Source organism: Enterobacter cloacae complex sp. IR53030, assembly GCF_049238365.1.
Lineage (GTDB): Bacteria > Pseudomonadota > Gammaproteobacteria > Enterobacterales > Enterobacteriaceae > Enterobacter > Enterobacter kobei.
On record NZ_JBMKHA010000023.1, the window covers coordinates 1 to 22,669 of the forward strand.

General features: G+C 47.0%; 15 protein-coding genes and 3 pseudogenes. 7 read left to right on the top strand and 11 right to left on the bottom strand.

Translation table 11 applies throughout. The annotated features are described in order from the left end of the window. The 4 genes and pseudogenes from ACOTXR_RS20000 to ACOTXR_RS20015 all read right to left on the bottom strand — a co-directional run. Window positions 1-293 (bottom strand): annotated as a pseudogene (locus ACOTXR_RS20000) (hypothetical protein); the annotation flags it as partial. 35 nt (window positions 294-328) lie between these two features. Beyond that, a complete protein-coding gene (locus tag ACOTXR_RS20005; protein WP_025205066.1) occupies window positions 329-1,045 on the bottom strand; it encodes a helix-turn-helix transcriptional regulator in 717 nt (238 codons plus the stop codon). Between the two features lie 243 nt (window positions 1,046-1,288). Further along, entirely contained in the window at window positions 1,289-2,164 is an 876-nt protein-coding gene (locus tag ACOTXR_RS20010) for a GTPase family protein (protein ID WP_025205067.1), read from the bottom strand. Window positions 2,165-2,264: 100 nt separating this feature from the next. Beyond that, complete coding sequence (locus ACOTXR_RS20015) at window positions 2,265-3,137, bottom strand: hypothetical protein (protein WP_078309967.1); 873 nt, start codon at window positions 3,135-3,137, stop codon at window positions 2,265-2,267. Window positions 3,138-3,537: 400 nt separating this feature from the next. Here ACOTXR_RS20015 and ACOTXR_RS20020 point away from each other — a divergent pair. The 3 genes and pseudogenes from ACOTXR_RS20020 to ACOTXR_RS20030 all read left to right on the top strand — a co-directional run. Next, a pseudogene (locus ACOTXR_RS20020) lies at window positions 3,538-3,993 on the top strand (hypothetical protein); the annotation flags it as partial. 175 nt (window positions 3,994-4,168) lie between these two features. Then, window positions 4,169-4,561, top strand: a complete 393-nt coding sequence (locus ACOTXR_RS20025) for a putative zinc ribbon protein (RefSeq protein WP_071842210.1) — start codon at window positions 4,169-4,171, stop codon at window positions 4,559-4,561. Window positions 4,562-5,191: 630 nt separating this feature from the next. Next, window positions 5,192-5,899: a hypothetical protein gene (locus ACOTXR_RS20030; RefSeq protein ID WP_025205072.1), complete on the top strand. Its 708-nt coding sequence runs from the start codon at window positions 5,192-5,194 to the stop codon at window positions 5,897-5,899. Between the two features lie 785 nt (window positions 5,900-6,684). Here the strand turns inward: ACOTXR_RS20030 and ACOTXR_RS20035 are convergent. Further along, on the bottom strand, window positions 6,685-7,743 hold the full coding sequence (locus ACOTXR_RS20035; RefSeq protein WP_421767071.1) for a GIY-YIG nuclease family protein: 1,059 nt from the start codon (window positions 7,741-7,743) through the stop codon (window positions 6,685-6,687). Between the two features lie 63 nt (window positions 7,744-7,806). Then, window positions 7,807-9,003, bottom strand: coding sequence for a tyrosine-type recombinase/integrase (locus ACOTXR_RS20040; protein WP_058691125.1), 1,197 nt, complete (start codon window positions 9,001-9,003; stop codon window positions 7,807-7,809). Between the two features lie 320 nt (window positions 9,004-9,323). Here ACOTXR_RS20040 and ACOTXR_RS20045 point away from each other — a divergent pair. The 3 genes and pseudogenes from ACOTXR_RS20045 (at window position 9,324) to ACOTXR_RS20055 (ending at window position 13,558) form a co-directional block, all read left to right on the top strand. Continuing rightward, window positions 9,324-10,688, top strand: a pseudogene (locus ACOTXR_RS20045) (tyrosine-type recombinase/integrase). Between the two features lie 1,023 nt (window positions 10,689-11,711). Next, window positions 11,712-12,476, top strand: a complete 765-nt coding sequence (locus ACOTXR_RS20050) for a hypothetical protein (protein ID WP_016246899.1) — start codon at window positions 11,712-11,714, stop codon at window positions 12,474-12,476. 461 nt (window positions 12,477-12,937) lie between these two features. Next, complete coding sequence (locus ACOTXR_RS20055) at window positions 12,938-13,558, top strand: inovirus Gp2 family protein (RefSeq protein ID WP_210761266.1); 621 nt, start codon at window positions 12,938-12,940, stop codon at window positions 13,556-13,558. Between the two features lie 73 nt (window positions 13,559-13,631). On the opposite strand, the gene ACOTXR_RS20060 is transcribed toward ACOTXR_RS20055, so the two are convergent. Genes ACOTXR_RS20060 through ACOTXR_RS20080 form a run of 5 tightly spaced genes read right to left on the bottom strand, consistent with a single transcriptional unit; the run spans window position 13,632 to window position 21,502 of the window. Continuing rightward, window positions 13,632-14,126, bottom strand: a complete 495-nt coding sequence (locus ACOTXR_RS20060) for a helix-turn-helix transcriptional regulator (protein ID WP_006809979.1) — start codon at window positions 14,124-14,126, stop codon at window positions 13,632-13,634. Window positions 14,127-14,160: 34 nt separating this feature from the next. Further along, entirely contained in the window at window positions 14,161-17,292 is a 3,132-nt protein-coding gene (locus tag ACOTXR_RS20065) for a type I restriction endonuclease subunit R (protein ID WP_023305543.1), read from the bottom strand. Then, complete coding sequence (locus ACOTXR_RS20070; RefSeq protein ID WP_001581473.1) at window positions 17,292-18,467, bottom strand: DUF4268 domain-containing protein; 1,176 nt, start codon at window positions 18,465-18,467, stop codon at window positions 17,292-17,294. The genes ACOTXR_RS20065 and ACOTXR_RS20070 overlap by 1 nt, the downstream gene beginning before the upstream one ends. Continuing rightward, window positions 18,460-19,803, bottom strand: coding sequence for a restriction endonuclease subunit S (locus tag ACOTXR_RS20075; protein ID WP_113372773.1), 1,344 nt, complete (start codon window positions 19,801-19,803; stop codon window positions 18,460-18,462). The genes ACOTXR_RS20070 and ACOTXR_RS20075 overlap by 8 nt, the downstream gene beginning before the upstream one ends. Then, a complete protein-coding gene (locus ACOTXR_RS20080; protein WP_113372772.1) occupies window positions 19,793-21,502 on the bottom strand; it encodes a type I restriction-modification system subunit M in 1,710 nt (569 codons plus the stop codon). The genes ACOTXR_RS20075 and ACOTXR_RS20080 overlap by 11 nt, the downstream gene beginning before the upstream one ends. 217 nt (window positions 21,503-21,719) lie before the next feature. On the opposite strand from ACOTXR_RS20080, the gene ACOTXR_RS20085 reads away from it, so the two are divergent. Further along, window positions 21,720-22,417, top strand: a protein-coding gene (locus tag ACOTXR_RS20085; protein WP_226856257.1) for an IS1 family transposase whose coding sequence is annotated in 2 segments (ribosomal slippage) — window positions 21,720-21,969 and window positions 21,969-22,417 — 699 coding nt in all. Because the reading frame shifts where the segments join, the coding sequence is not laid out codon by codon here. Window positions 22,418-22,669: the final 252 nt, after the last annotated feature.

Consider the following 22,669-nt stretch of genomic DNA (forward strand, 5'->3'; position numbering starts at 1 on the left):
ATCAGGAACTTGTTCGCACCTTCCCTAGGAGTGATCCACCCCCACATGCCACCCGGACAATCTCTGGAAGGTTTCGAGCGAACAACAATAAACCATCCCATTGAATCCACTTCCGTCGCTGTACACAGTTTTCTGACCTGTCGGTGGGCATCACACCAGAATATATTCCCACTCTTATTATTCACTGCCGCAGGCAGGAACCCGCTATAAGGACGTGCTGCAAGAGCATTACCTGCGATAAGTAAGGGGAACAACATGACTGGTAGTAAAGACAATAAGTTCAATTTTTTCATTGCATTAACCTTACATTTAATTATGGAGACCATCTCTAATCACTTTGTCCGGATTGCCCCCGACTTTCTGATGGAGAAAATGAATTCAGCGACTGTTGAATAAAACGGAAATGAGGTAAGGCTAAGATAAAATGTTTGTCCTCCGACAGCTGATGGAGAAGCTCACTGCGAATAAATGTTTCCCGGGATGGCCTTACCAGATGAATCTCATCCAGCCGGAAGACACGTAATTGCCTGTTATGTTCAGCGACCAGATACCAGTAACCATCCAGGGCGATTAGCCGGTAAGGTGCAACGGCCTCATGACGCTCCTCTTCAGTCAGAATGGTGATGCGCTGACATCCCGAAATAGCTCTGACCAGCCTGTAGAAGCAGAGCTTTCCTGCCGGGGGATGAGGTCTGTCCTGATGCCATACCAGACAAGGTCGCTCATCACAGTCCAGCAGGCTGCTGACCAGTCGCCGGTCAAAGCCCGGGAAAACCCCGGCCAACCCCGTGCGGTGAGCAAAGGTCAGAATATCTATTTCCTGCCGCGTACTGTGAATATCTGAGCGCAGACTGCACTGCCCCTGGTAATAATCCAGGTCGAGATACATCAGACGTTCCCGAAAGTCACGACGTAACGTGCGCTCTGACACCCCGAATTCAGTTGCCAGTTTGCGAATAAACAGAGTTTCACCGGATACCAGACGGCTGATAATCAACGACAACCTGACGGCAAGCCGGTCATGTCGCCGCTCCTGAAGCGTCATGAAAGATTTCTCCTGAGAAGTTAACTCTATGAATTAATAATGATTACTTTAAAGGAAGGAGTGGACAGGGTATGGACAACATCGGAACTATTTTTTATGAGCAGTCCAGCCTTGTGGGCGCTCGTCTGACAGATAATGATGCTTCGCCTGATTTAATTGATGATAAAACGCAGTGGAAAGGACGTGTCCACAATCAACACATCATTAACAACCAGTTCATCATTCGCAGAGAAAATTGCGATATCAGAAGAATATCCAGTACCAGACGGCCCGTGCGACCGACACCACCGCATCACGCACGGTACGAATCACCGTTTTCAATGGCGCAGGCAGCAATGACGATGACTCAGCCGTATCGAAAACACGGCCCACAGCGTCACCGAAACTGTCACGGGCCTGCGACTTTACCGGCTCTGTGCAGAGTCTCCCGTGCAGTTGTGTTACCACCGGGCTGGTGGCGCGGTCAGGCAGACAGCGCATCATGGTTGCCACCATATCCTCAATGCCCCATCCAGTGCAGGCGGACACCGCACAGACTGGATGATGCGGTTTAAACATCGCCATAATCGCAGCCTGCTTCGCTTTAAGATTTCCCTGTTGGTGTGTTGAAGGTTTGCTGGTGAGGGTATCCCATTCATAACAGGGTTCGATTTTGTCGGCCTGGTTAATCACAAACAGTACCTTTTGCCTGTAAGGTTGCATCACACCGAGCCAGAACTGCTCGTCCACGGTCAGTGCCCGATCATCGGCCTTAATGACCCACAGCACCAGGTCCAGCTCCGGCAGCATTCGACGGTACAGGGCCCGGTACTCATGATCCCGTCGCCCGTTTTCACCTACACCCGGTAAATCGACAATCACCAGACTGTGACGACCGCTGCGCAACCGGAAGCGCAGTACGTCGCGAGTACAGGCGTTCACATCACTCACCGGGGACACCTCGCCCTGGAAAAGTTCGTTGCAGAGAGAGGATTTACCTGTACCACTTTTGCCCATGATCCCAATCACCGGCTCGTAATGGGTCAGGTTCTGGATACGTTCAAGAAAAAGCTGGCGAAGTGTGCACGGAAGCGACGCAAGCGGTTGTTCAAAGGCCTGAAGGCCGTCAGGTTTATTCATACAGTAGTCTCAGCGTGAAAAATTAAAAAAACCCGCGATCCAGTCAGGAAAGCGGGGATTCACGTAGATAATATCTGTCTGAAATTATTTGGAACGTACTTTACTTACTATTCTTACTATTATATAACCTAAGGATAGCACTCTCTATAATTGCGTTATTTGACATCGAGTCTTTCATAGACATATCTCTTAGCATATCATGAGCTTGCTGAGAGATACTTACACTCATTGTCACAAGTTTTTTCTCTTCTTTATTTTTATTCCTATTCTTCTGTGTAGACCAGGCGCTCTTAAACTTTCTAATGAACAACTCGACAGAATCTGGAGAATGCAGGTTGTTTTTTCTCCAGATAAAGTAACTTGCATAGCACCACGACATTATTTCCTCGGAAGAATTACCACAAATACGTTTCAGACCTATTGATGTATTCCCCCTTAAGTAATCTCTTAGCCAAGAACAGACATCGACCTTAATGGATCTAACACTTCTGAATAAATCATGTTGATCAAGTAACTCAGCCCACTCAATACTTTTATCCTTAATGAATTCAGCCGGTGTTGTAAAATACATAGGCCATTCATCCATACAATGACGTATCGCTTCAATTCTCACGTTATGATCAGGTTGTAATGCTTCTGGAGATAGAAAATCAATATTGTACTTAGGAGTTTCTTCCTTTAATTTCTCATATAACTCACAAGACAACCATAAGCTTGCTCTTGGATCATTACGATACCAATCAAGTTCACTCTCGGATGGAAAACCTCTTGTATAGCTATTATCCACCTCAGCAAAGAAAGAATTAATGTTCTGCTCAGAAACATTCTGTGAAACAAGGTAATTGAAAACCCTTAACTGATATGCCCGGTAATCTTTATCAATCCCACCAGAATAGAAGTGATAACCATTCTCAATTAATTTATTTTCAAGATATTTAATCTTACTACTGTCATTCCCCACTAGCTTAACCATACCGGCACCTTCCTTGATATCACTAGGTGATTTACAGTGAATTAATGACTTTTAGCATAACTCCATACTGTATATCAATAACATTCATGTATAAGAACTAAGGGAAAAATGGCAGTTATGTGATGTAGTTTACATAGGTAAATGAGAATGATGATCACCTTTCTCTCTTCAGCGCTATATAGAAATTATTACCATTCTAGTTAATACACACTCTTCTTACATTTTTTGATTAATAGTGGCAACCGCTTCCAATATAGACAGCAACTAGTTGCCATACAATTTCCCATCTAAGGAAGGTGCGAATAAGTCACCAAACGCAAAAAAACGCCTATGTAAGTGATTGAATTTAATTGACTAAAAGTTTCATTTTCGTTGCGGAGGGTACTTATTCGCACCCTCCTTTTACCAGGATCATACCGCTAAGTATTTCCTGCAGGATCACCAGCAGCTCGAATGGGATATCCGAAAGCTGATGAACCGTATGATGCAACTCGAAGCGGTGGTCGGTTTCTTCTGGGTTATCGAATGGACTGAGGATCACCACTACCACGCTCACGTTGTCTTCTGGCTGGATGGCAGTAAAACCCAGAACACATATCCCTGGGCTCAACAAGCAGGTTTGCACTGGAGTGATATCACTGAGCGGGAAGGCTGGTATCACCGATGTGAGTTTAAAGAGCATTACACGGCCAATATCAATATTCCGGTGCGTTACAGCGATCCGGGCAGTATCGCCAATATCCGGCAGGTGCTGGCGTATATGGCCAAAGTTCAACAAAAGCAGGGGCTGCTGTTGTTTGGTTGCAACGAAGTTCCACCTCATCCACCGACAGGTCGTCCACGACGCTGTCTATGAGAGTTTTTTACGTCACAACGCCTTAGTGTGACAACCACCGGACAGTAACGACTGCTAACGCAGACTTACTCCCCTTCTGATACTTCTTAACTGACCCGCCATTCACATCCTGACCATGCTGCCCGTACCGGGACAACTGACGCCTGTGTGTTGTCTGGCGGTAAGGAACAATACATTGTACGCAAAATCCTTTATCGCTCTCGATGGTAATGGTCGTCTGACCGGTGCCCGTACTGCACAGACCATCTCTTACGACCACTATACCTGTTACCTGTGTGGAAGCATCCTGCAATATCATCCCGAATACGGCACTAAACGTCCGTGGTTTGGACATTTGACTAACTTGCTAACGAAGAACGGTCAGCGGCACTGCCCGTGTGTAAATCTTGAGACAAAGGAAATAAGACAAATTCGTAAGTTGCGCCGTTACGTGGCAGATGCTCAACCCGTGGTATTCAGAGGGGACTGGCACTGTAGAGCCTGCAACAACGATTACCATGGAGAGCGCTATTGCCTGACATGCAGTACTGGCAACTTTAGCCATATGCTGGATGGGGTAACACTGTGAGAAGACGACTTATCGATGGGACCACAACACCAGTAATTATCTTCTTGATTAGTGGATATCGCTCATAGCCCCATTCAACCTGCCGGTGATTATCAACAAGCACAAACTCGTCAACATCCTCCTAACTTTACAGCGATGACCTAACAGATAAACCCATCGCTATGCCCGCGCAGGGCAGCTGGGGCATACGTCTGGCGATGGCTCGTGAGTGGCGTGACGTGACGTGGTGAACAAGCATGGCTAGGATGTGATACTGCCTGATGTGAGAATCAAAGTTAAGCCAGTAGCCTCAAATACAAGTAGTTGGCGGAGCAGCTCGGCGTATGCAGCGGCCAGCCCGTGACTGTGTCGGCTTCTCATCACTGAATGATTAATGCTGTCTGGCGGGAAAGCACTTTCACCAAAAAGTTTGAACACAGGGCCGGTAAACTCCGCTCTTTCTAAATGGCTCATTTGCTCCAACGCTTAGTGTAATGTAAAAATCTCCTTCGAAAACAATCATCCTCTCAGAGTAGAGGCCGATAAATCGCTATGGACATAGGTAAACAGCGGTCAGAAATATGCCAGCTCCGGCGTGTGGATAAATATACTTGCGGAGCCGCGCTAAATACTGAGGAGAGGAAGCAGGAAGTGAAACTTTATGAGAACGTGGTTATTGGTAATTTCCTGTACGGACTGGGCATCTCTGTAGGGGCCCAGCTTCGCGGGCATGTATTGCCAGCATCTGTCAATCTGCTCCAGCAGACGCCTGAGGACAAGGCGCTGGCTGATGTCCTGCTTTCCTTTCCCGGCACCCTACGGCTGATTGAGTTCAAATCTGCGGATAACCGCTCTGGTAAAGAGGCAGCCCGCTTCAGAAAGCTCTCTCACGCGCTAGAAAGTGATATGAGGCTGAGGCCGCTTTCTCACCGAATCCACTGGTATGTTGAAAGCACGCCTGACGTTCAGGTGGGTGTGAAAACCTACTTTTCGAGCTATCTCATCGCCCTCTCTCAGTCCACCCGTAAGGCTGAGCCTCTGAACCTTGAGAACTTTATTGCACAGACAACCCGTAGCATCTTTTCGACTCAGGTTAATGCCGAAGATCCGGTTGCCGTCAGTGACTACCTGAAACTGGTCAGGTGGTGCCAGGGCGTGGACGCAGAGAGCAACGCGGGTGCGCTTATCGTCGTTTGTGACGGCAACGGTAATCTGAGGTATGTAGAGCTGAAGAATATGATGGAGCTTTCGATGACACATGAGAAATGGCTCCTCTACAGGCATGAAGTAGATCGCCAGACAGAGCTGAAGAAAGAGCAATCATTAGACCACGACAGAGGGATTGAGCAGAGCCTATGAAAAACACAAATTCCGTCAGTGAACACGACATACGCCTCTTTTTTGAGGCCGCAGACAGGCTCCTTCAGGCCGCACAGCAGCAGGGAAAAACAGCAGACAGAGCAACGTCAGCACTGATTCATTCCGCCACATCTCATGAAAAACAGATGAGAGAAGTCAGAGATGATGTTATCAGTGCCGTTACAGCAATGGCCGACTCAACGGCGCAGAGGTCTGCACGACTTCTGGCGGACCATTTCCGCGAAGCCGATCGAGCCGCAGACGGGGCAACTAACCGCTATGAACGAGCCTGCAGGTCTCTTGGTTGGCGAAGCTGGCTCTGGTTTCTGGCTGCACAGGGAGTTCTGTGCAGTGTGGTCATTGTGCTTATCCTGACGCTTGTTCCCTCACTGGATGAGATACACGAGCGACGCTCAACGCTGAGGCAGCTACATAAGGAGACTGAGGGCTTCCCGTTATACTGGGGAAATTGCAACGTTGACGGCAAAGTCACCCGGTGTTTCCGGACGGATGATAAAGCAGGAAATTTTACGTCTGAAGATGGCAGCACCTGGCACGTTCCATGGCAGAAGCCTTAGGCTAGGCAGGGCTAGGGATAAACGCGTCAGTACCCTGCCTGCAAAAGGCGCCAGGCCCGACAAAATTTTTCAGCGCCTTCGCCTGAATTTTCGAAGATGGGAATGCGACGTCAAAAAAAGAGAAAAAGCCCCCACAGGTTTCCCTATGGGGGCTTCACTCAGGTGCGGCTGCTGTGAGCGAGGAGCGGACATAACAAGCTCAACTTTTCAACTTAACTGCATCATCCAACGATGAATATGAATCAATTGATTAAACTTATTTCGGATTGCATCATCAATATTATCGTTAATTATTAATGGAGACCATATTGTTAAATGAGGAGAAACTGGCATGGTACGAACAAGAACACTACCATTTTTGTTTACCATCGTAATATCCTGCATATTTCTCCCTTTATAATCACGTTCTTTATCCAAGCAATTTAAAGCTTCATTTAAAATACGTTCCCATTCCCCATGAGTCAGCTCATTGAGGTTAAATTCCTTGCCGCCTATATATTTCTCTCTAATTTCAGGTCTAGAAACCACCTGCCAGGCATCCCGATAAAAAGTCATGTTAATTTCGTCTTCAGAATCTAATTTTTGTATTACACTTAGCAACCCAGGGACTGCCAACTCTGATTTAATAAGCTTAGCTATAGGCCAATCTTTGTATTTTATACCTTCAAGATTAACACCCATACGGATATTATTACTTTGCGTACAGACAGAAATATTCCATTGGACGCCTTCATTTCCATCGCTCATACCAAAAAATGGTTTATTGAGCTGGCCAAAAGCCCTTCCTTTCACACCCAGAACTTCGCAAAAAGACTGTAATATCTCTGCATACTCATCAGAACCATGTTTGGAGAGATATCTGTTATTCTTTTTAACTTTATGGTCCGGGTTAATTATTGATATGGATTTCGACTCCAACTCAATCATCATTTTTATCTCATCCTGAGATTCAAAAATTGACATTACTGCTTTGTATGCATCATCTGCGCGTAAATTAAAAAACTCTCTTCTTTTTTGCCGCAAGGGACTTAACTTATCGTGAATTAATCGTTCTAGTTTTTTACAATCACTAACAAAAATAGAGTGAGAAACAGCCCAAATAAAATCACCTGTTGAGCTCTTATTTATCTCATCACATCGGGAGGTTGGATCTCTGGTCGTCATTCCAATTTTACATACAGGTAAGTCAATATCAGAAACCTCTAAGGAAGGTGCGAATAAGTCACCAAACGCAAAAAAACGCCTATGTAAGTGATTGAATTTAATTGACTAAAAGTTTCATTTTCGTTGCGGAGGGTACTTATTCGCACCCTCCTTAGAGAAATCTAATTATGAAGCACTCCTGAGAGCAACCCTTCCAACTTTATCAATATAATCCGCATACCACTGCATCATCTCTCTCCTGCCTTCCAAATACAGCGCATGGTTGTACGTCCCGCGAATCGCATTCTTATCGACATGCGCAAGCTGGGTTTCAATCCATGCGGTATTGAACCCTTCCTCATGCAAAATCGTACTCATCGTGTGACGGAAACCATGCCCCGTTACCTTCCCCGTGTATCCAATCCGCTTGAACACCTGATTTATACTCGCTTCGCTCATCGTCTTGCGGGGCTCATTACGCCCTGGGAACACCAGTGGATATTGCCCAGACATCACTTTGAGTTGCTGTACGATTTCCAGCGCTTGGGTAGAGAGGGGCACCAGATGAGGCCGTTTCATCTTCATACGCTCTGCAGGTATTTCCCACACCCCTTTTTCAAGATCAAACTCACTCCAGAAAGCACCTCGAAGCTCGCCGGTGCGAACTCCCGTAAGGATCAGCAGCCGAGCGGCAAGAACAACTAGCGGGCTTCCTGTATAGCTGGATAGGGCTTTAAAGAAGTCTGGTAACTCCTCAACAGTAAGAAAGGGATAATGCTTCGATTCATGCCCTGACATCGCGCTGGTTAGATCCGCTGCAGGATTGTATTCCGCACGACCGGTAACTATGGCGTAGCGAAAGACTTCACTGCAGCGCTGGCGAACCTTCTTAGCCTTCTCTGTCGCGCCACGGCTTTCCATACGACGCAGCACATTCAGCAGAACCAGTGGTTTGATTTCATTCACCGGCAGTTGGCCGATATAGGGGAAAATATCTTTATTGAAGGCTTCGATGATGTCGGAGGCATAGCCTTCTGACCATCTGCTCACCTTCGTACCGTGCCACTCAAGCGCCACAGACTGGAACGTGTTATTGAGCTGCACATCGCGAACCAGCTTTTCTTCTTTCTTGGCAAACGATGGATCGATACACTCAGCCAGTTTTTTCTTGGCTTCATCACGCAGTGCTCTCGCTTGTGCAAGGGACACTGCCGGATAGACCCCAAAAGCCATACGCTTCTCTTTTCCATTGAAGCGATATTTCATCCGCCAGTATCGGGAACCTGAGGGAACGATTTCAAGATACAAGCCAGCACCATCTGCCAGCTTGTAGGCCTTCTCTCTGGGTTTAGCGGCGTCTACCTGCCGTGCATTTAGCTTCATTGGGGGCATCTCCCTGGACCGAACACAGAATGCCCCCACTTATGCCCCCAACTGTAACTTGATTCCGGTTGAGTCCAGTTGATAACAGGAGATAAGATACGGGCTAGAAACCGCAGTATACGGGCTTTAAGTTGATTTCGGTAGACTTGAGAAGAGTTTGAAATGGTGCCGATAATAGGAGTCGAACCTACGACCTTCGCATTACGAATGCGAAGTTTTTATATTTTAACTGCTTGAACAACCATCAGAAATCACAAATTTATCATTTTAAATCATAATATTAAAACAAAAAACCTGTTGATGTAAATTGATGAGTGTTGATGTTTATCCTTTCAATTTACTTACACCAGCCGTTACATTACTGTAAACCGTAATCCCCAACAGGAACCCTAAAAATGGCGCTTTCAAGACAAAAACTAACCTTCGAACGAATTCGAAGATTTACTTTACCTGAAGGGAAAAACCAAGTTTTCCTTTGGGATACGGACGTAACAAGCTTGGCATGTCGAGCAACTCGTGGAGCAAAAGCCTTTGTATTCCAAAGCCTGTATGCGGGAAAAACCCTTCGCATGACCATTGGCAACATTAACGATTGGAGGATTGATGATGCGAGGGCCGAAGCCAGGCGACTGCAAACATTAATCGATACTGGGATAGATCCGCGTATAGCTAAGGCGGAAAAAATTGCTGAAGCGGAATCACAGCAGGCTGAATCTCGTAAAACGAAGGCAACCTTTTCAAGCGCTTGGGAAGATTATCTTGATGAATTGAGAACCGGAATCAGCGCAAAAACTAAACGCCCCTACTCTGCACGCTACATTGCCGATCACGTTAACTTGTCCAGTCGTGGAGGCGAAAGTAAAAAAAGAGGCCGGGGCCCAACCTCACCTGGGCCACTGGCTAGCCTGCTCGACCGACCATTATCAGAACTAACACCAGAGAACATTGCCGAATGGCTAAGTACAGAGAGACAAAATCGGCCTACCGTCACTGCTCATGCCTACCGTCTGTTGCGTGCATTCATCAAATGGGCTAATTACCAGAAAAAATATCAGGGAATAATCGATGGCGATCTTGCACAAGATCATAACGTGAGAAAAATGGTTCCAATATCAGCGAGCAAAGCGGGAGATTGCTTACAAAAAGAACAGCTCAAAAGCTGGTTCAGTGCCGTGCGTAGCCTCAATAATCCCATTGCATCAGCCTATCTCCAAGTGCTTTTGCTCACCGGTGCACGGCGTGAAGAAATTTCCTCACTTCGCTGGTCTGACATAGATTTCAAATGGTCAAGCATGAGAATTAAAGACAAGATCGAAGGCGAGCGAATTATCCCCCTCACTCCCTATGTTTCTGACTTGTTACGCTCACTGATGGAGATCCCCAATCGTGGTACAAACGAGGAGAATTGGGTTTTCAGAAGTAACAGCAAAAGTGGCAAAATTATTGAACCGCGTTCAGCACATAATAGAGCATTAACTCGCGCGGAGTTACCACATATCAGCTTGCACGGATTGCGCCGTAGTTTTGGGACCCTCGCTGAATGGGTCGAAGTACCAACAGGTATTGTTGCGCAGATTATGGGCCATAAGCCTAGCGCTCTTGCTGAAAAGCACTATCGCCGCCGTCCATTAGGGAAGGTGCGAATAAGTCACCAAACGCAAAAAAACGCCTATGTAAGTGATTGAATTTAATTGACTAAAAGTTTCATTTTCGTTGCGGAGGGTACTTATTCGCACCCTCCTTAGATTTGCTAAGAAAATGGCATGAAAAAGTTGAATTATGGATCTTAGAAGAAGCAAAAATAAAAAACAACGTTGATAAGCGTTGATTTTATCAAATATCAACAACTTACATAAAATCACATGTGTTGACAGAAATTTTTTTTCAGTTATCTTTTATTACTGCTAACTACATTCACTCACTAAGCAGGAGATTAACTACAGTGACTAACCCAATAACTGTATCAAGAGAAGACCGAAGTGCGGAAATCAGAGCGAGATGGGGTTTACATCCGACTAAAAACAAAAGTTCTAATTTTTGGGAAACAACAATTCAGCGTTTTAATAATAGTAGTACTGACCGAATACTACCTCTTTGGCACCGTGTTTCAAAACTTTTAGTTGCTATTAGGAATGTAGTCAATACTATAACATGCCCTTTTCCACCAAAGGGGAATACTTCCCGCTCACGCCGAAGTTCAACAACGTCATCAAAAAACTCATCATCATCTTCATCGGATGGTAGTAGTAGCGACCCCGATCCCGATAGAGACCCCATATTCACCCCTTTTCATTTCATTCTTTCATCTCTGTTAAAAACAATGATCGTCTTATTTGCCCACATATCAAATGTTGGGGTGATGAAATGAGCGATATCAAACATCAAAAACCCTCTCAGTCACAACTAATTTCTACCCGCGAGTTAGCTAATATTATTGGCTATGAAGTACAAACTATTCGAGCTTGGCTTTGCAAAGACAAACTGCCTAATGGTTTACCGCGACCGAAGAAAATTAAAAACCGACACTATTGGTCACGTAAAGACATTGATAGATACCTATTAACCTTCTCAGTATATAGTAACTAATAGAGGCCTCCCCCGGCTATTCTAAAGAATAGCCGGGTTAGTTAATACAAACCTTCCATTAACAATGGGGGGAGATTAATACTATTTATCACATCTCACATTAACAAAATTCAAGGTCACATATGAAAAAACGCATCACTTTCAGCGTAAACAATAGTTCTACTATTGATGCAATTGACGACTATAGCAATGCAAAAGGATACTCCAGGTCAGAGGTGATATCATTTTTATTAAACGCCACAGTCCCAGCATTGAATAAAATAACATCGCAATATCATATAGCTCAAACTTTGGAGTCAACATTAGGCTGTATTTTTGAAGAGAAGGCCCCGTCAATAGCACGGGGGGAGCCAAAATTAACTTACGAAGAGTTTTTTCATTCCGTCTGGAACACTCACATTCGACACCGGAACGAGGTTATCGACCAGAATTTTTATGCACACAAAATATCTCATGATAAGATGGGGAAGAGTGAAAAAAAATTAATTCATGAAAAGCTCACATACATTATAAAAAGCTTCAATGTAAAAAAAGCAATTTTTATTTACACAGATCGGCGCGTGAACCACAAACATCTAATTGCAGGAGGGTTGTCAAATATCATACTGATAAAGGAAACAGTTTACGATGGTTGTTTTTTTGATTTGAGCAGCATTGTGATTATGCCAATCTTTGAACTTATTACATTTGGAATTGAAGAGGTATTGAAAAGAAATAAAATCCACCATAAACAATCATGCTATTGCTGGATACCAATTTATTACACAAATGATCTAGCGGTAATGGTCCCGGTGATTGCCGAAGGCGATACACCTCAAAAGGCGATGAAAGGAGGAGATGCCATCATTATTAACCCCTTTAACGGTGAAGTAAACCATACTTTCTGATACCAATGTTAAGCATAACCACTTAGTTGCATACATCTCGACAGTATGGAGTTAGTACCTAATAGCTTGATGAGGGTAAAAGATGCCTACTAACAAAGCAAAATCAAAGAAAATTCTAGGAAGGCCTGAAGGAAGTAAATATTACCATTTAATTCAGAGTGAGAAGGCTAAGCATTACTCTCAATCCAAGGTGGCAAAGATCTTAGGAATAAGTATTTCCACGGTAAAAAGACACTGGGATAATGGCATCTTTGGGTGATTATAATTGCAGAGTTGCTTTTTAAGTATTTTACTGCATGGGTAATGGGTTGATAACAAGTTTTATTGTTGGAAAGGTATTATACAACAGTCATTACTATTAATAGTTAATTAATATAACTAACCACAGACATTCAGCTATGTCTGATCATTTTACTGTATACGGCTATCATAAGCCGTAGGGCTAACAACAGGATCGAAGCATGGAATTATATCATGGTTCCCATGGTGAGCATGTGCTCGCCTATAAAAAACATATTGAACGAGTCGTCAATGATGCTATCAGTGAATTCCCCAGAACAATGGCGTTACGTGTTGATGTTCATTATCCACCCATTTTAGACAGAGGTGACACTGTTTGCTGTTTTCCTAATCTAGAGCCTGGTGCTATATCCCGTTTCCGTAATGCGTTAAATGCAATGCTGGAGGCCAATGAGAAAGCCAGAGCAGCTAACGGTAAACGAATTTATCCAAATCGTGTTCGTCATGTTTGGGTAAGGGAGTTTTCCGAAGAGGGGAAATGTCATTTTCATATTGGTCTTTTTTTTAACAAAGATGCTTATTACCATTTAGGTGATTATGAGGCCGAAAGCAATTTAAGGATGATGATTGTAAGAGCATGGTATAGCGCACTGGGATTGGAACTGGATGATTATCCGGGATTGGTTCACTACCCTGAAAATTGTCGTTATATATTAGACGTCAATGATTTTAACTTTGAAGGAGAATACAATAAATTACTGAATCGTCTTGACTACCTGGCTAAACTTGATACAAAAGTATACGGAGATGGCGACCGTAGCTTCGGCTGCAGTCGCGGGTAATTTATTTTTTTACAGAAATGGCCTTTCTTATGGATGGAAAGGCCAAACCCATCAGTTAAAGATGGTTGTTTTACTATAATCCAACGACCTCATCCCCGATATTAGTCAAAATCATTAATTCTTTAATCTCTCGTTGTGCCAACTGTAATTCAAACTGCTCTTGAATTAACATCCACTTCGACCAACTTCCACCGACTACATGCGATAACCGGAGTGCCATAGCTTTCGTCAGTGAAACTGAACCGTTCAACAATTCAACTATCTCTTGCTCGCGACATCCCATGTAAACCGAAAATTTATTCAGTCCTATATTTGATACCGCTAGTATTTCGGCCAGTTTAATGCCGGGATGATCAGGAAGTAAGGTCATGCCGTATTCATCCTGATAAATTCCATAAATAGAACAGCCAGTTTCTCTCAGTTCTCGTAAATTCTTCCCTGCAAACTTCAGCTCGTGTGAAAGCCCGAGAAACTCACCAGTAAATTCATATTCTGCTTCAGGCCTATGGTGGCATTTGATCAATGCAAATGCCGCCCCTACTTTTTCAACTGTTACAGTAACCGACATTGAACCACCTCCGTCAAGATAATCGATGAACGTTTTAGACTGTCCAGCTGTTCGACACCACTTCTGCCTGCTTCAAAATCAGTTCCACGGCGCCCGGCGTTTTGTCCGGCGGATACTTATACTTACGCAGCGTCTGGCGCACCAGAATACGCAATCGGGCACGCACGCTTTCACGCACCTGCCAGTCCACGGTGGTGGACTGCCGCAATTTCAATGTCACTTCGATGGCCAGCTTTCTCAGCGTATCATCGCCCAGTTCACGCACTGCACTTTCATTTTCAGCCAGCGCATCATAGAAGGCGATTTCATCCGGGGTCAGCCCTAACGCATCATCACGCGCCATCGCCTCCTGGAACGCTTTCGCCATCTGGATCAGCTCTTCAATCACCTGCGCGGTCTCAATGGCGCGGTTATTGTATTTGAGCAGCACCGCTTTCAGTCGGTCGGAGTATTTCTTCTGCTGCACCACGTTATTGCCCGAACGGGCATGAATGCCGTCATTGAGCAGTTTTTCCAGCAGTTCCACTGCCAGATTACGCTGCGGCATTTCCCGCACTTCTTCCAAAAACTCATCGGACAGCAAACCTATGTTCGGTTTATCCAGCCCGGCGAGTGCGAAGACATCCTCAACCCCGGTCGCGACAACCGCGTTATCGAGGATCTTGCTCAGAAGAGAGTTTTTTTCTGACTGGCTAAACTTTGCCTTCGGATCGAGCTTGATAAGCCCCACCCTGACCGCCGAAAGAAACGCGAACTCCTCCTGTAAGGGTTTCGCCTCATCCAGCGTATTACACAGTGACCAGGCTTTACTCATCGCCAGCGAAACATCGAGGTAGCGTTTTTTACCGTCATCCAGTCCCAGAATGTAGTTCACGGCATCACGCAAGAAGGCCAGCGGATCGCGGGAGAAGCCCGTGTAATCAAATCCCGGCTTACCCGCCGAACGGGCAAACATCCCATGAATGACATCCATTTTTTCCAGCAGAATCGCAAAGGCTTCCCTGGCATCGACCGTTGTCTGTCCTTTGCCTTTTGAATCGGTATAGGTTTTCAGCGCCTGCTTCAGCTCGTTGGCAATGCCGATATAATCCACCACCAGCCCGCCGGGTTTATCCCGGAACACACGGTTAACGCGGGCAATCGCCTGCATCAAATTATGGCCGCGCATCGGTTTGTCGATATACATGGTGTGACAGCATGGGGCATCAAACCCGGTCAGCCACATATCCCGCACAATCACCAGTTTCAGCGGATCGTTCAGATCTTTAAAGCGGGCTTCCAGGCGTTTTTTGGTCTGTTTGTTGTAAATATGCGATTGCAGGTGATCTTTATCTGACGCCGATCCGGTCATGATGACTTTGATCGCCCCTTGTTCAACGTCTTCACTGTGCCATTCAGGGCGTATCGCCACGATGGCATCGTACAGTTTCACGCAGATCTCGCGGCTCATGGCGACAACCATCGCCTTGCCGTTCATGGCAGTGTTACGTGTTTCAAAATGCTGAACCAGATCGGCGGCGACCTGCTGAATACGTGGCTCTGAACCGACCAGCTTTTCCAGACGGCTCCAGTCACCTTTGGTTTTTTCTTGCTGGCCCGTTTCTTCGTCTTCTACCAGTTCATCGACCTGATCAGAGAGCGTTTCCAGCTCGTCATGGTTCAGATCGAGTTTTGCCAGCCGGGATTCGTAGTAAATCGGCACCGTCGCGCCATCATCAACCGCATCCTGAATATCGTAGATAGAGACATAATCACCGAACACGGCACGGGTATCTTTATCTTCCGAGGCAATCGGCGTACCAGTGAAGCCCATAAACGACGCATTCGGTAGCGCATCGCGCATATGCTTGGCGTAGCCGTATTTATAGGCCCCGGTTTGCCGGTCCAGCGTGGCGCTCAGGCCATATTGGCTGCGGTGCGCTTCATCGGAAATCACCACGATGTTGCTGCGGACGTTAAGTGCCGGATGGCTCTGTTCACTGTCCAGCGGCGCAAACTTCTGCACGGTGGTAAAGATAATGCCGCCGGATTCACGGGCGTTGAGCAGCTCGCGCAGTTCGTCGCGGTCGTTGGCCTGTAACGGCGTTTGCTTGAGTAAATCATGCGCCTGGCAAAACGTGGCGTAGAGCTGCCCGTCAAGATCGTTACGGTCGGTCACCACGACGATGGTCGGATTATTCATCTCTGTTTGTTGCAGCAGCTTTCCGGCGTAACAGCACATGGAGATACTTTTGCCGGAGCCCTGGGTATGCCACACCACGCCCGCTTTTTTACTGCCGGGGGTAATGTTGCTGCGCAGCGGAAGATGTTTACCGGTAGAGGCCACAATCGTTGCCGCAACCGCTTCACGCACCGCGTGGAACTGATGGTAAGCGGCAATCTTTTTGATAAGCCGTTTGCCATCGTTTTCAAACAGCACAAAGAAACGAATGTAATCGAGCAGCAGTTCGCTATTAAAGAAGCCCTGCACTACCGTTTTAAGCTGCCAGTGAAACTGCGGTTTATCATCTTCGTTCGCCACCGTTTTCCACGGCAGAAAACGCTCTTCATCAGCGGTCAGAGAGCCGATACGCGCATTTTGCCCGTCGCTCACTACCAGCGCTTCGTTACAGATAAACAGGTCGCTGAGTTCGTTTTTATAGGTCTGCAGCTGGTTAAACGCAGCCCAGATATCGGCATTGGCATCAATCGGGCTTTTCAGCTCAATCACCGCCACCGGCAGGCCGTTGATATAGCAGATAATATCCGGACGACGAACCTGTTTTATCCCCTGAATAGCCACCTGATTTACGACCATAAAGCGGTTATTGCCGGGATGGTTGAAATCCATCAGCAGGGCTTTATCGTGAACCGTTTTGTCTTCACGCTTGTACTCAACGGGTACGCCGTCGAGCAACAGGTGATGGAATGCTTTGTTGCTGACGACCAGATCCGGGCTTTCGGGGCGGGTAATACGGAGTATCACCTCTTCCAGCACGGAAACAGGGAGATGGGGGTTGATGGTTTGCAGCTGCTCCAGCATCACCGGGCGCAGAAACACATCATGAAATGAAGCACGCAGCGGGTTGTCGCCATCCGGCGCGATATCTGGCCCGTGCAGCACTTCCCAGTCCTGTTCAGCAAACCATTTCAGGCATTGCTGCTCTAAATCGTCTTCGCTCAGCATTACTCTTCCTCTCCCTCGGTGATCATACCGGTCTGTTTCAGCTCAATCGCCAGTTCCAGCAGGCTCGGGCGGATCGCTTTTTCCAGACGGTTCATGCTATCCATCATCCAGTCGATAATGACAGGCCAGATCTCTTTATTGCCGCCGTCAAACGTCTTTGAACAGACGATCTGGCAGCTTTTTCGCTCTGGCAGCAACCGCCAGTCGAGCGGCTCGCCAAACAGCGATTCAATGTGCGTTTTACGTTCCTGAAGGCGTTCAAATAACCAGGTGTTTTCCAGCGCATCTCCGCGCGAAATATTGAGCTGCACGCGAGCGTCTTTCTGGGAAAAGATAAGCTCAAACGGCACGCCGCTAACGCCCGACCCGGCAGCCAGCCAGTGATCGGTTGAGGGAGCGCGGTTGTTAAACAGTGAACAGGGGCTGGTGCGGAATTTTTCCAGCGCCATCGTCCAGAACTCGCGGCGCAGATAGTGACGCTGCTGCAGTTCGCTACTGCTGGAGGTGGACTGCTCTTCCGCCTCTTTTTGCGCCATGCCAATCATGTACGACTCCGCTTCCGGGGTTGGGATAACCTGGCGGATATCGACAAACACGTCTTCACCAAAACGGTAGGGGGTCACTTTGAAGCACTGGGCGCGGATACCAAACTGCATCAACCACAGCGCGGTATTGGTGACCTCTTTGCGGAAATTGGCCGCAACCATGATGACGCGCTGGGTGCCTTTGCGGTTGAGCACCCCTTCTTTCAGGCTTTCCCAGCCCATAAATTCGGCGATGACCTCTGCCGCCTGGCGGTTCTCGTTGGGCTCATACTGATCCAGATAAAGCTGGAAGATCTCCACCACGCTCTCCTGACGCAGGTTGGCGCAGTAGCCGGCATATTTCAGCGCCTGCCAGACGACGTCGCGCCCGGAATCATCAAGCTTATTTTCGATGATGACCAGGTTGCCTTTTTTATCGAGCGCCAGCAGATCGAGACGTTCTTTGGTGTCGTCAAAACCGGCGAACTCTTTCTGGATAATCAGCAACTCATCGTCGTTGTCGCGGGTTAACGCCTGGGGATTCTTTGCCAGCCACTCCTGCAGGTGATCGCGCTCGCGAAAGCCGAGGCTGCTGAACGACACCTCTTGCAGAGAATGCAGACTATTGGTCGGCGTATCGACTTTATACATTTTCCGCCTCACTTACCGCCTGCTCGGCTTCCGGTAGGGTGATTTCACCCGAGAGGAGTTTGGGGAGAAGGGTGTCGCGGAGTAATGCCAAAGATTGAGAGTGTTTTAAATTTACATGTGCACGCTGATGCAAAAGCAAGGCTGATGATTCAAACAAATTTACTAATGCCATAGGGGGGAGTGGATAGCTCAAACTATGTATATGATTACGGTTCAAAGAAGGAACAGCTGAACCTGCATTAAACGCTTTCATATCTAATAGTCGCAGCAACTCATAAGCGTAACAGGGTGTTGCACGTTTGAATTCCTTTACCCAAAGGGTTGTATTCAATGGCCAATAATCTTCAAGCGTTAAATAAACTTTACCAAGCACACCAGAACGACCAGTTATAACGCCCGGAGCTTTAGCCATTGCCACATTATGAGTACCGTTGGGGCCACTGGCGGCAATCAGAGGAAACTCACCATCTTTTCGTGCCGATGAAGGGAGATCAAAACCTCTCTGTAATACCAACAAATCTTGAAGCTTCCCTAACTCCCATGTCACAGGGATATTTCCCAACTCACTATCCTGCATCGCAGACGGAAACAGTTCTGCCGTGGCTTTTAGCTCGGCATACTGCTCAGGGTGTTCACGCTCAAAAACCTCCAGCGCATCAGTATCTTTCCCGGAAATAACCGTCATGGCGGCGAGCGTCGCGTCTTCCTGCGAACCACCCGCTTCCAGCACTGCCATTTTGGCTTTTACCGGTTCAAAATCGACAAACCAGCTTTTGAACAGGGCTTGCGCCATTTGTTCGAGAGTATGGTTGATTTCGGTATTTACTTCTATTTTTGTATCCAAGGAGTCAAGTATTAAAGCGATTTTATTTTGCACGGGTTTAACGGGTAATGAAACCTTAAATTGGCTAAAGTGCCCCTTATTCAAAATTGGGGTTGCACTTCCTCCAGCAATTGCTTTGAAATCATCCTGCAGAGTTGAAAGATAATAATAGACATACTTGTAATCAAAATGTTCTGAATCTACAACGATGGCATTTATCTGCTGATTAGTAATGCTTTCACCGGGTAATAAAACCGTTTTCCCCATATCTGAACCAATACAAGATACCGCAATACTATTTTGAGGCAGTAAGCAATTCCGCACCGCTTCGACACCCTGGGAAGACAAATACCTTTCGGTTTTATCTATAAGTCTACGACCGTCCATATCTTTTGGCGTTACAAAAGGAATACCTTGTGCGCTAAAAGCATCACTAATTTTGGAAGGCGGTGTTTTACCAGTGATAACTTTACCTAGATCCTCAATTTTGTATTCATATAACTCAAAACTCATAACCCAATCCCCCCAGATTCGCCTTAATCTGCTTCTCCAGCTCAGCGCTCTCTTCCAGTTGCTCTTTCAACTGCTCGGTCAGTCGCGCCATCTTCTCGGCAAAGGGTTCATCGTCTTCTTCCTGCTCGACAGCACCGACATAACGGCCTGGGGTTAGCACAAAGTCGTTTTTCTGGATATCTTCCAGCGTTGCGGAGAAGCAGAACCCGGCTTCGTCTTCGTAGTTTTTATCCGCCTGCCAGTTCTGGAAGGTGTCGGCAATTTTGGCGATATCCTCACGGGTAAAATCGCGCAATACGCGGTCTTTCATATAGCCAATCTGGCGGGCGTCGATAAACAGCACCTGGCCTTTGCGGTGGACTTTACCGTTGCCGCCGGATTTGTCTTTGGTCAGGAACCAGATGCAGGCCGGGATTTGGGTGTTGGTAAACAGCTGTCCCGGCAGCGCCACCATACACTCCACCAGATCGGCTTCGATCAGATTGCGGCGGATCTCGCCTTCGTTGTTGGTGTTGGAACTCATCGAGCCGTTGGCCAGCAGCAGCGCCATCGAGCCTTTCGGCGCCAGGTGGTGGATCATGTGCTGCATCCATGCGAAGTTGGCGTTGCCCTGCGGCGGCGTGCCGTATTTCCAACGCACGTCGTTTTCCAGCTTCGCGCTCCACCACTCTTTCATGTTGAACGGTGGGTTAGCCATAACGAAGTCGGCGCGCAGATCCGGATGCTGGTCGTCCAGCAGGGTATCGGCATTTTTCGTACCAAAATTAAAGTCGATGCCACGGATTGCCATGTTCATCGCCGCCAGCTTCCAGGTGGTCGGGTTGGATTCCTGACCGTAAACGGAGATTTTCTGCTTCTGCTCAGCGGCGTTGTACTGCTTCTCGCCCGCGTGCTCTTCAATAAAACGGTCACTGGACACGAAGAACCCGCCGGAACCCATCGCCGGGTCATACACACGGCCGTTATACGGCTGTAGGCATTCAACAATCAGGGTCACGATGCTTTTTGGCGTGTAATACTGGCCGCCCTGCTTACCTTCCGCCAGCGCGAACTGGCCGAGGAAATATTCGTACACGTGACCGAGAATATCTTTGCTCTTTAAGTTGAGCTTCTTGCCGTTATATTCCGGGTTGCTGAAGTTGGCGTCAGAGAAAGTATTAATCAGCCCGGTCAACACTTCGTTGCCCAATTGATACTGGCTGATACGGTTCAGAATACCTTTCAGCTTCGGGTTGGTTTTTTCGATTTCATCGAGCGCGTTATCCACCAGCCAGGACACAGAGCGCAGCGTCACATCCTTGCCGGTGGTTTCATCCACCCACAGCACGGTGCCGGTCGGCAACATGGCTTTGTTTTTCAGCGTGTCCCAGCGCGCGGCTTTCGGCACCCAGAAGATGTTCTTTTCGGTGTAGTAATCTTCCACCTCCAGTTCATCCACAATCGCCTGTGCGTACTCTTCATCAGAGTCGTAACCGTCGCGCGACATGGCATAGATGTTGTCCGGGTTGCCGACATCGCGGAACAAGGTGATTAGCTCCTGCTGACGCGCCTCGAAGGCATCGGACACATACTTGAGGAAGATAAGCCCCAGCACCACGTGCTTGTAGTTGGCGGCATCCATGTTGGCGCGTAGCTTGTCGGCGGCTTTCCAGAATTTGTTATCCAGCTCGTTCAGGAACTGTTGTTCGGCGTTGTTCATGAAAATCCTCAGGGGCGATCGCAGCGATAGTGCAAACATGCCTATCTTAAATTTGGTTTTGGAATGCTAATCGCAAAATGATACCCGGAATGACTAGGTTCATAAACGAGATAGCGCAAAGAAGTGGAAGATGGGCTATGGCTAAGTTGACATTAAGTTCCGGGTAATGGTGCCAACTTACTGATTTAGTGTATGATGGTGTTTTTGAGGTGCTCCCGTGGCTTCCATCTCCATCAGTTGTCCCTCCTGCTCAGCTACTGAAGGCGTGGTGCGTAACGGTAAAAGTACTGCCGGACATCAGCGCTATCTCTGCTCTCACTGCCGTAAAACATGGCAACTGCAGTTCACTTACACCGCTTCTCAACCCGGTACGCACCAGAAAATCATTGATATGGCCATGAATGGCGTTGGATGCCGGGCAACCGCCCGCATTATGGGCGTTGGCCTCAACACGATTTTACGTCACTTAAAAAACTCAGGCCGCAGTCGGTAACCTCGCGCATACAGCCGGGCAGTGATGTGATTGTCTGCGCTGAAATGGACGAACAGTGGGGCTACGTCGGTGCTAAATCACGTCAGCGCTGGCTGTTTTACGCGTATGACAGGATACGGAGGACGGTTGTGGCGCACGTCTTCGGTGAACGCACTCTGGCCACACTGGAGCGTCTTCTGAGCCTGCTGTCGGCCTTTGAGGTCGTGGTATGGATGACGGATGGCTGGCCGCTGTATGAATCCCGCCTGAAGGGAAAGCTGCACGTAATCAGCAAGCGTTACACTCAGCGCATTGAGCGACATAACCTGAATCTGAGACAACATCTGGCAAGGCTGGGACGGAAGTCACTGTCGTTCTCAAAATCGGTGGAGCTGCATGACAAAGTCATCGGGCATTATCTGAACATAAAACGCCATCAGTAAGTTGGAGTCATTACCTAAATACTACTAATATTGAGAGGCCAAGCAGATTTTGCTCTTTTTTTTGCGCAATTTATAAAAATCATAATTCACTAATGCGGTAACGGTAATTAATAAAATAATAACCTGAATTTTTCATAAAGTTAGTATTTAATTCTAATGCGCCGAACTTTTGCTTTACCTTTTCGGTTTTCAGCGTTGCTTAATTGTTACTAAAAGCGAGTTGTTTTAAAAGTATTCAAATGCTAAGTTAAT

Excerpts from the sequence above, each read along its gene's own strand:
- ACOTXR_RS20070 (WP_001581473.1), bottom strand. The coding sequence starts at position 18,467 with ATGTATAAAGTCGATACGCCGACCAATAGTCTGCATTCTCTGCAAGAG.
- ACOTXR_RS20040 (WP_058691125.1), bottom strand. The coding sequence starts at position 9,003 with ATGAAGCTAAATGCACGGCAGGTAGACGCCGCTAAACCCAGAGAGAAG.
- ACOTXR_RS20080 (WP_113372772.1), bottom strand. The coding sequence starts at position 21,502 with ATGAACAACGCCGAACAACAGTTCCTGAACGAGCTGGATAACAAATTC.
- ACOTXR_RS20010 (WP_025205067.1), bottom strand. The coding sequence starts at position 2,164 with ATGAATAAACCTGACGGCCTTCAGGCCTTTGAACAACCGCTTGCGTCG.
- ACOTXR_RS20065 (WP_023305543.1), bottom strand. The coding sequence starts at position 17,292 with ATGCTGAGCGAAGACGATTTAGAGCAGCAATGCCTGAAATGGTTTGCT.
- ACOTXR_RS20005 (WP_025205066.1), bottom strand. The coding sequence starts at position 1,045 with ATGACGCTTCAGGAGCGGCGACATGACCGGCTTGCCGTCAGGTTGTCG.
- ACOTXR_RS20015 (WP_078309967.1), bottom strand. The coding sequence starts at position 3,137 with ATGGTTAAGCTAGTGGGGAATGACAGTAGTAAGATTAAATATCTTGAA.
- ACOTXR_RS20055 (WP_210761266.1), top strand. The coding sequence starts at position 12,938 with ATGGAATTATATCATGGTTCCCATGGTGAGCATGTGCTCGCCTATAAA.
- ACOTXR_RS20060 (WP_006809979.1), bottom strand. The coding sequence starts at position 14,126 with ATGTCGGTTACTGTAACAGTTGAAAAAGTAGGGGCGGCATTTGCATTG.
- ACOTXR_RS20050 (WP_016246899.1), top strand. The coding sequence starts at position 11,712 with ATGAAAAAACGCATCACTTTCAGCGTAAACAATAGTTCTACTATTGAT.
- ACOTXR_RS20075 (WP_113372773.1), bottom strand. The coding sequence starts at position 19,803 with ATGAGTTTTGAGTTATATGAATACAAAATTGAGGATCTAGGTAAAGTT.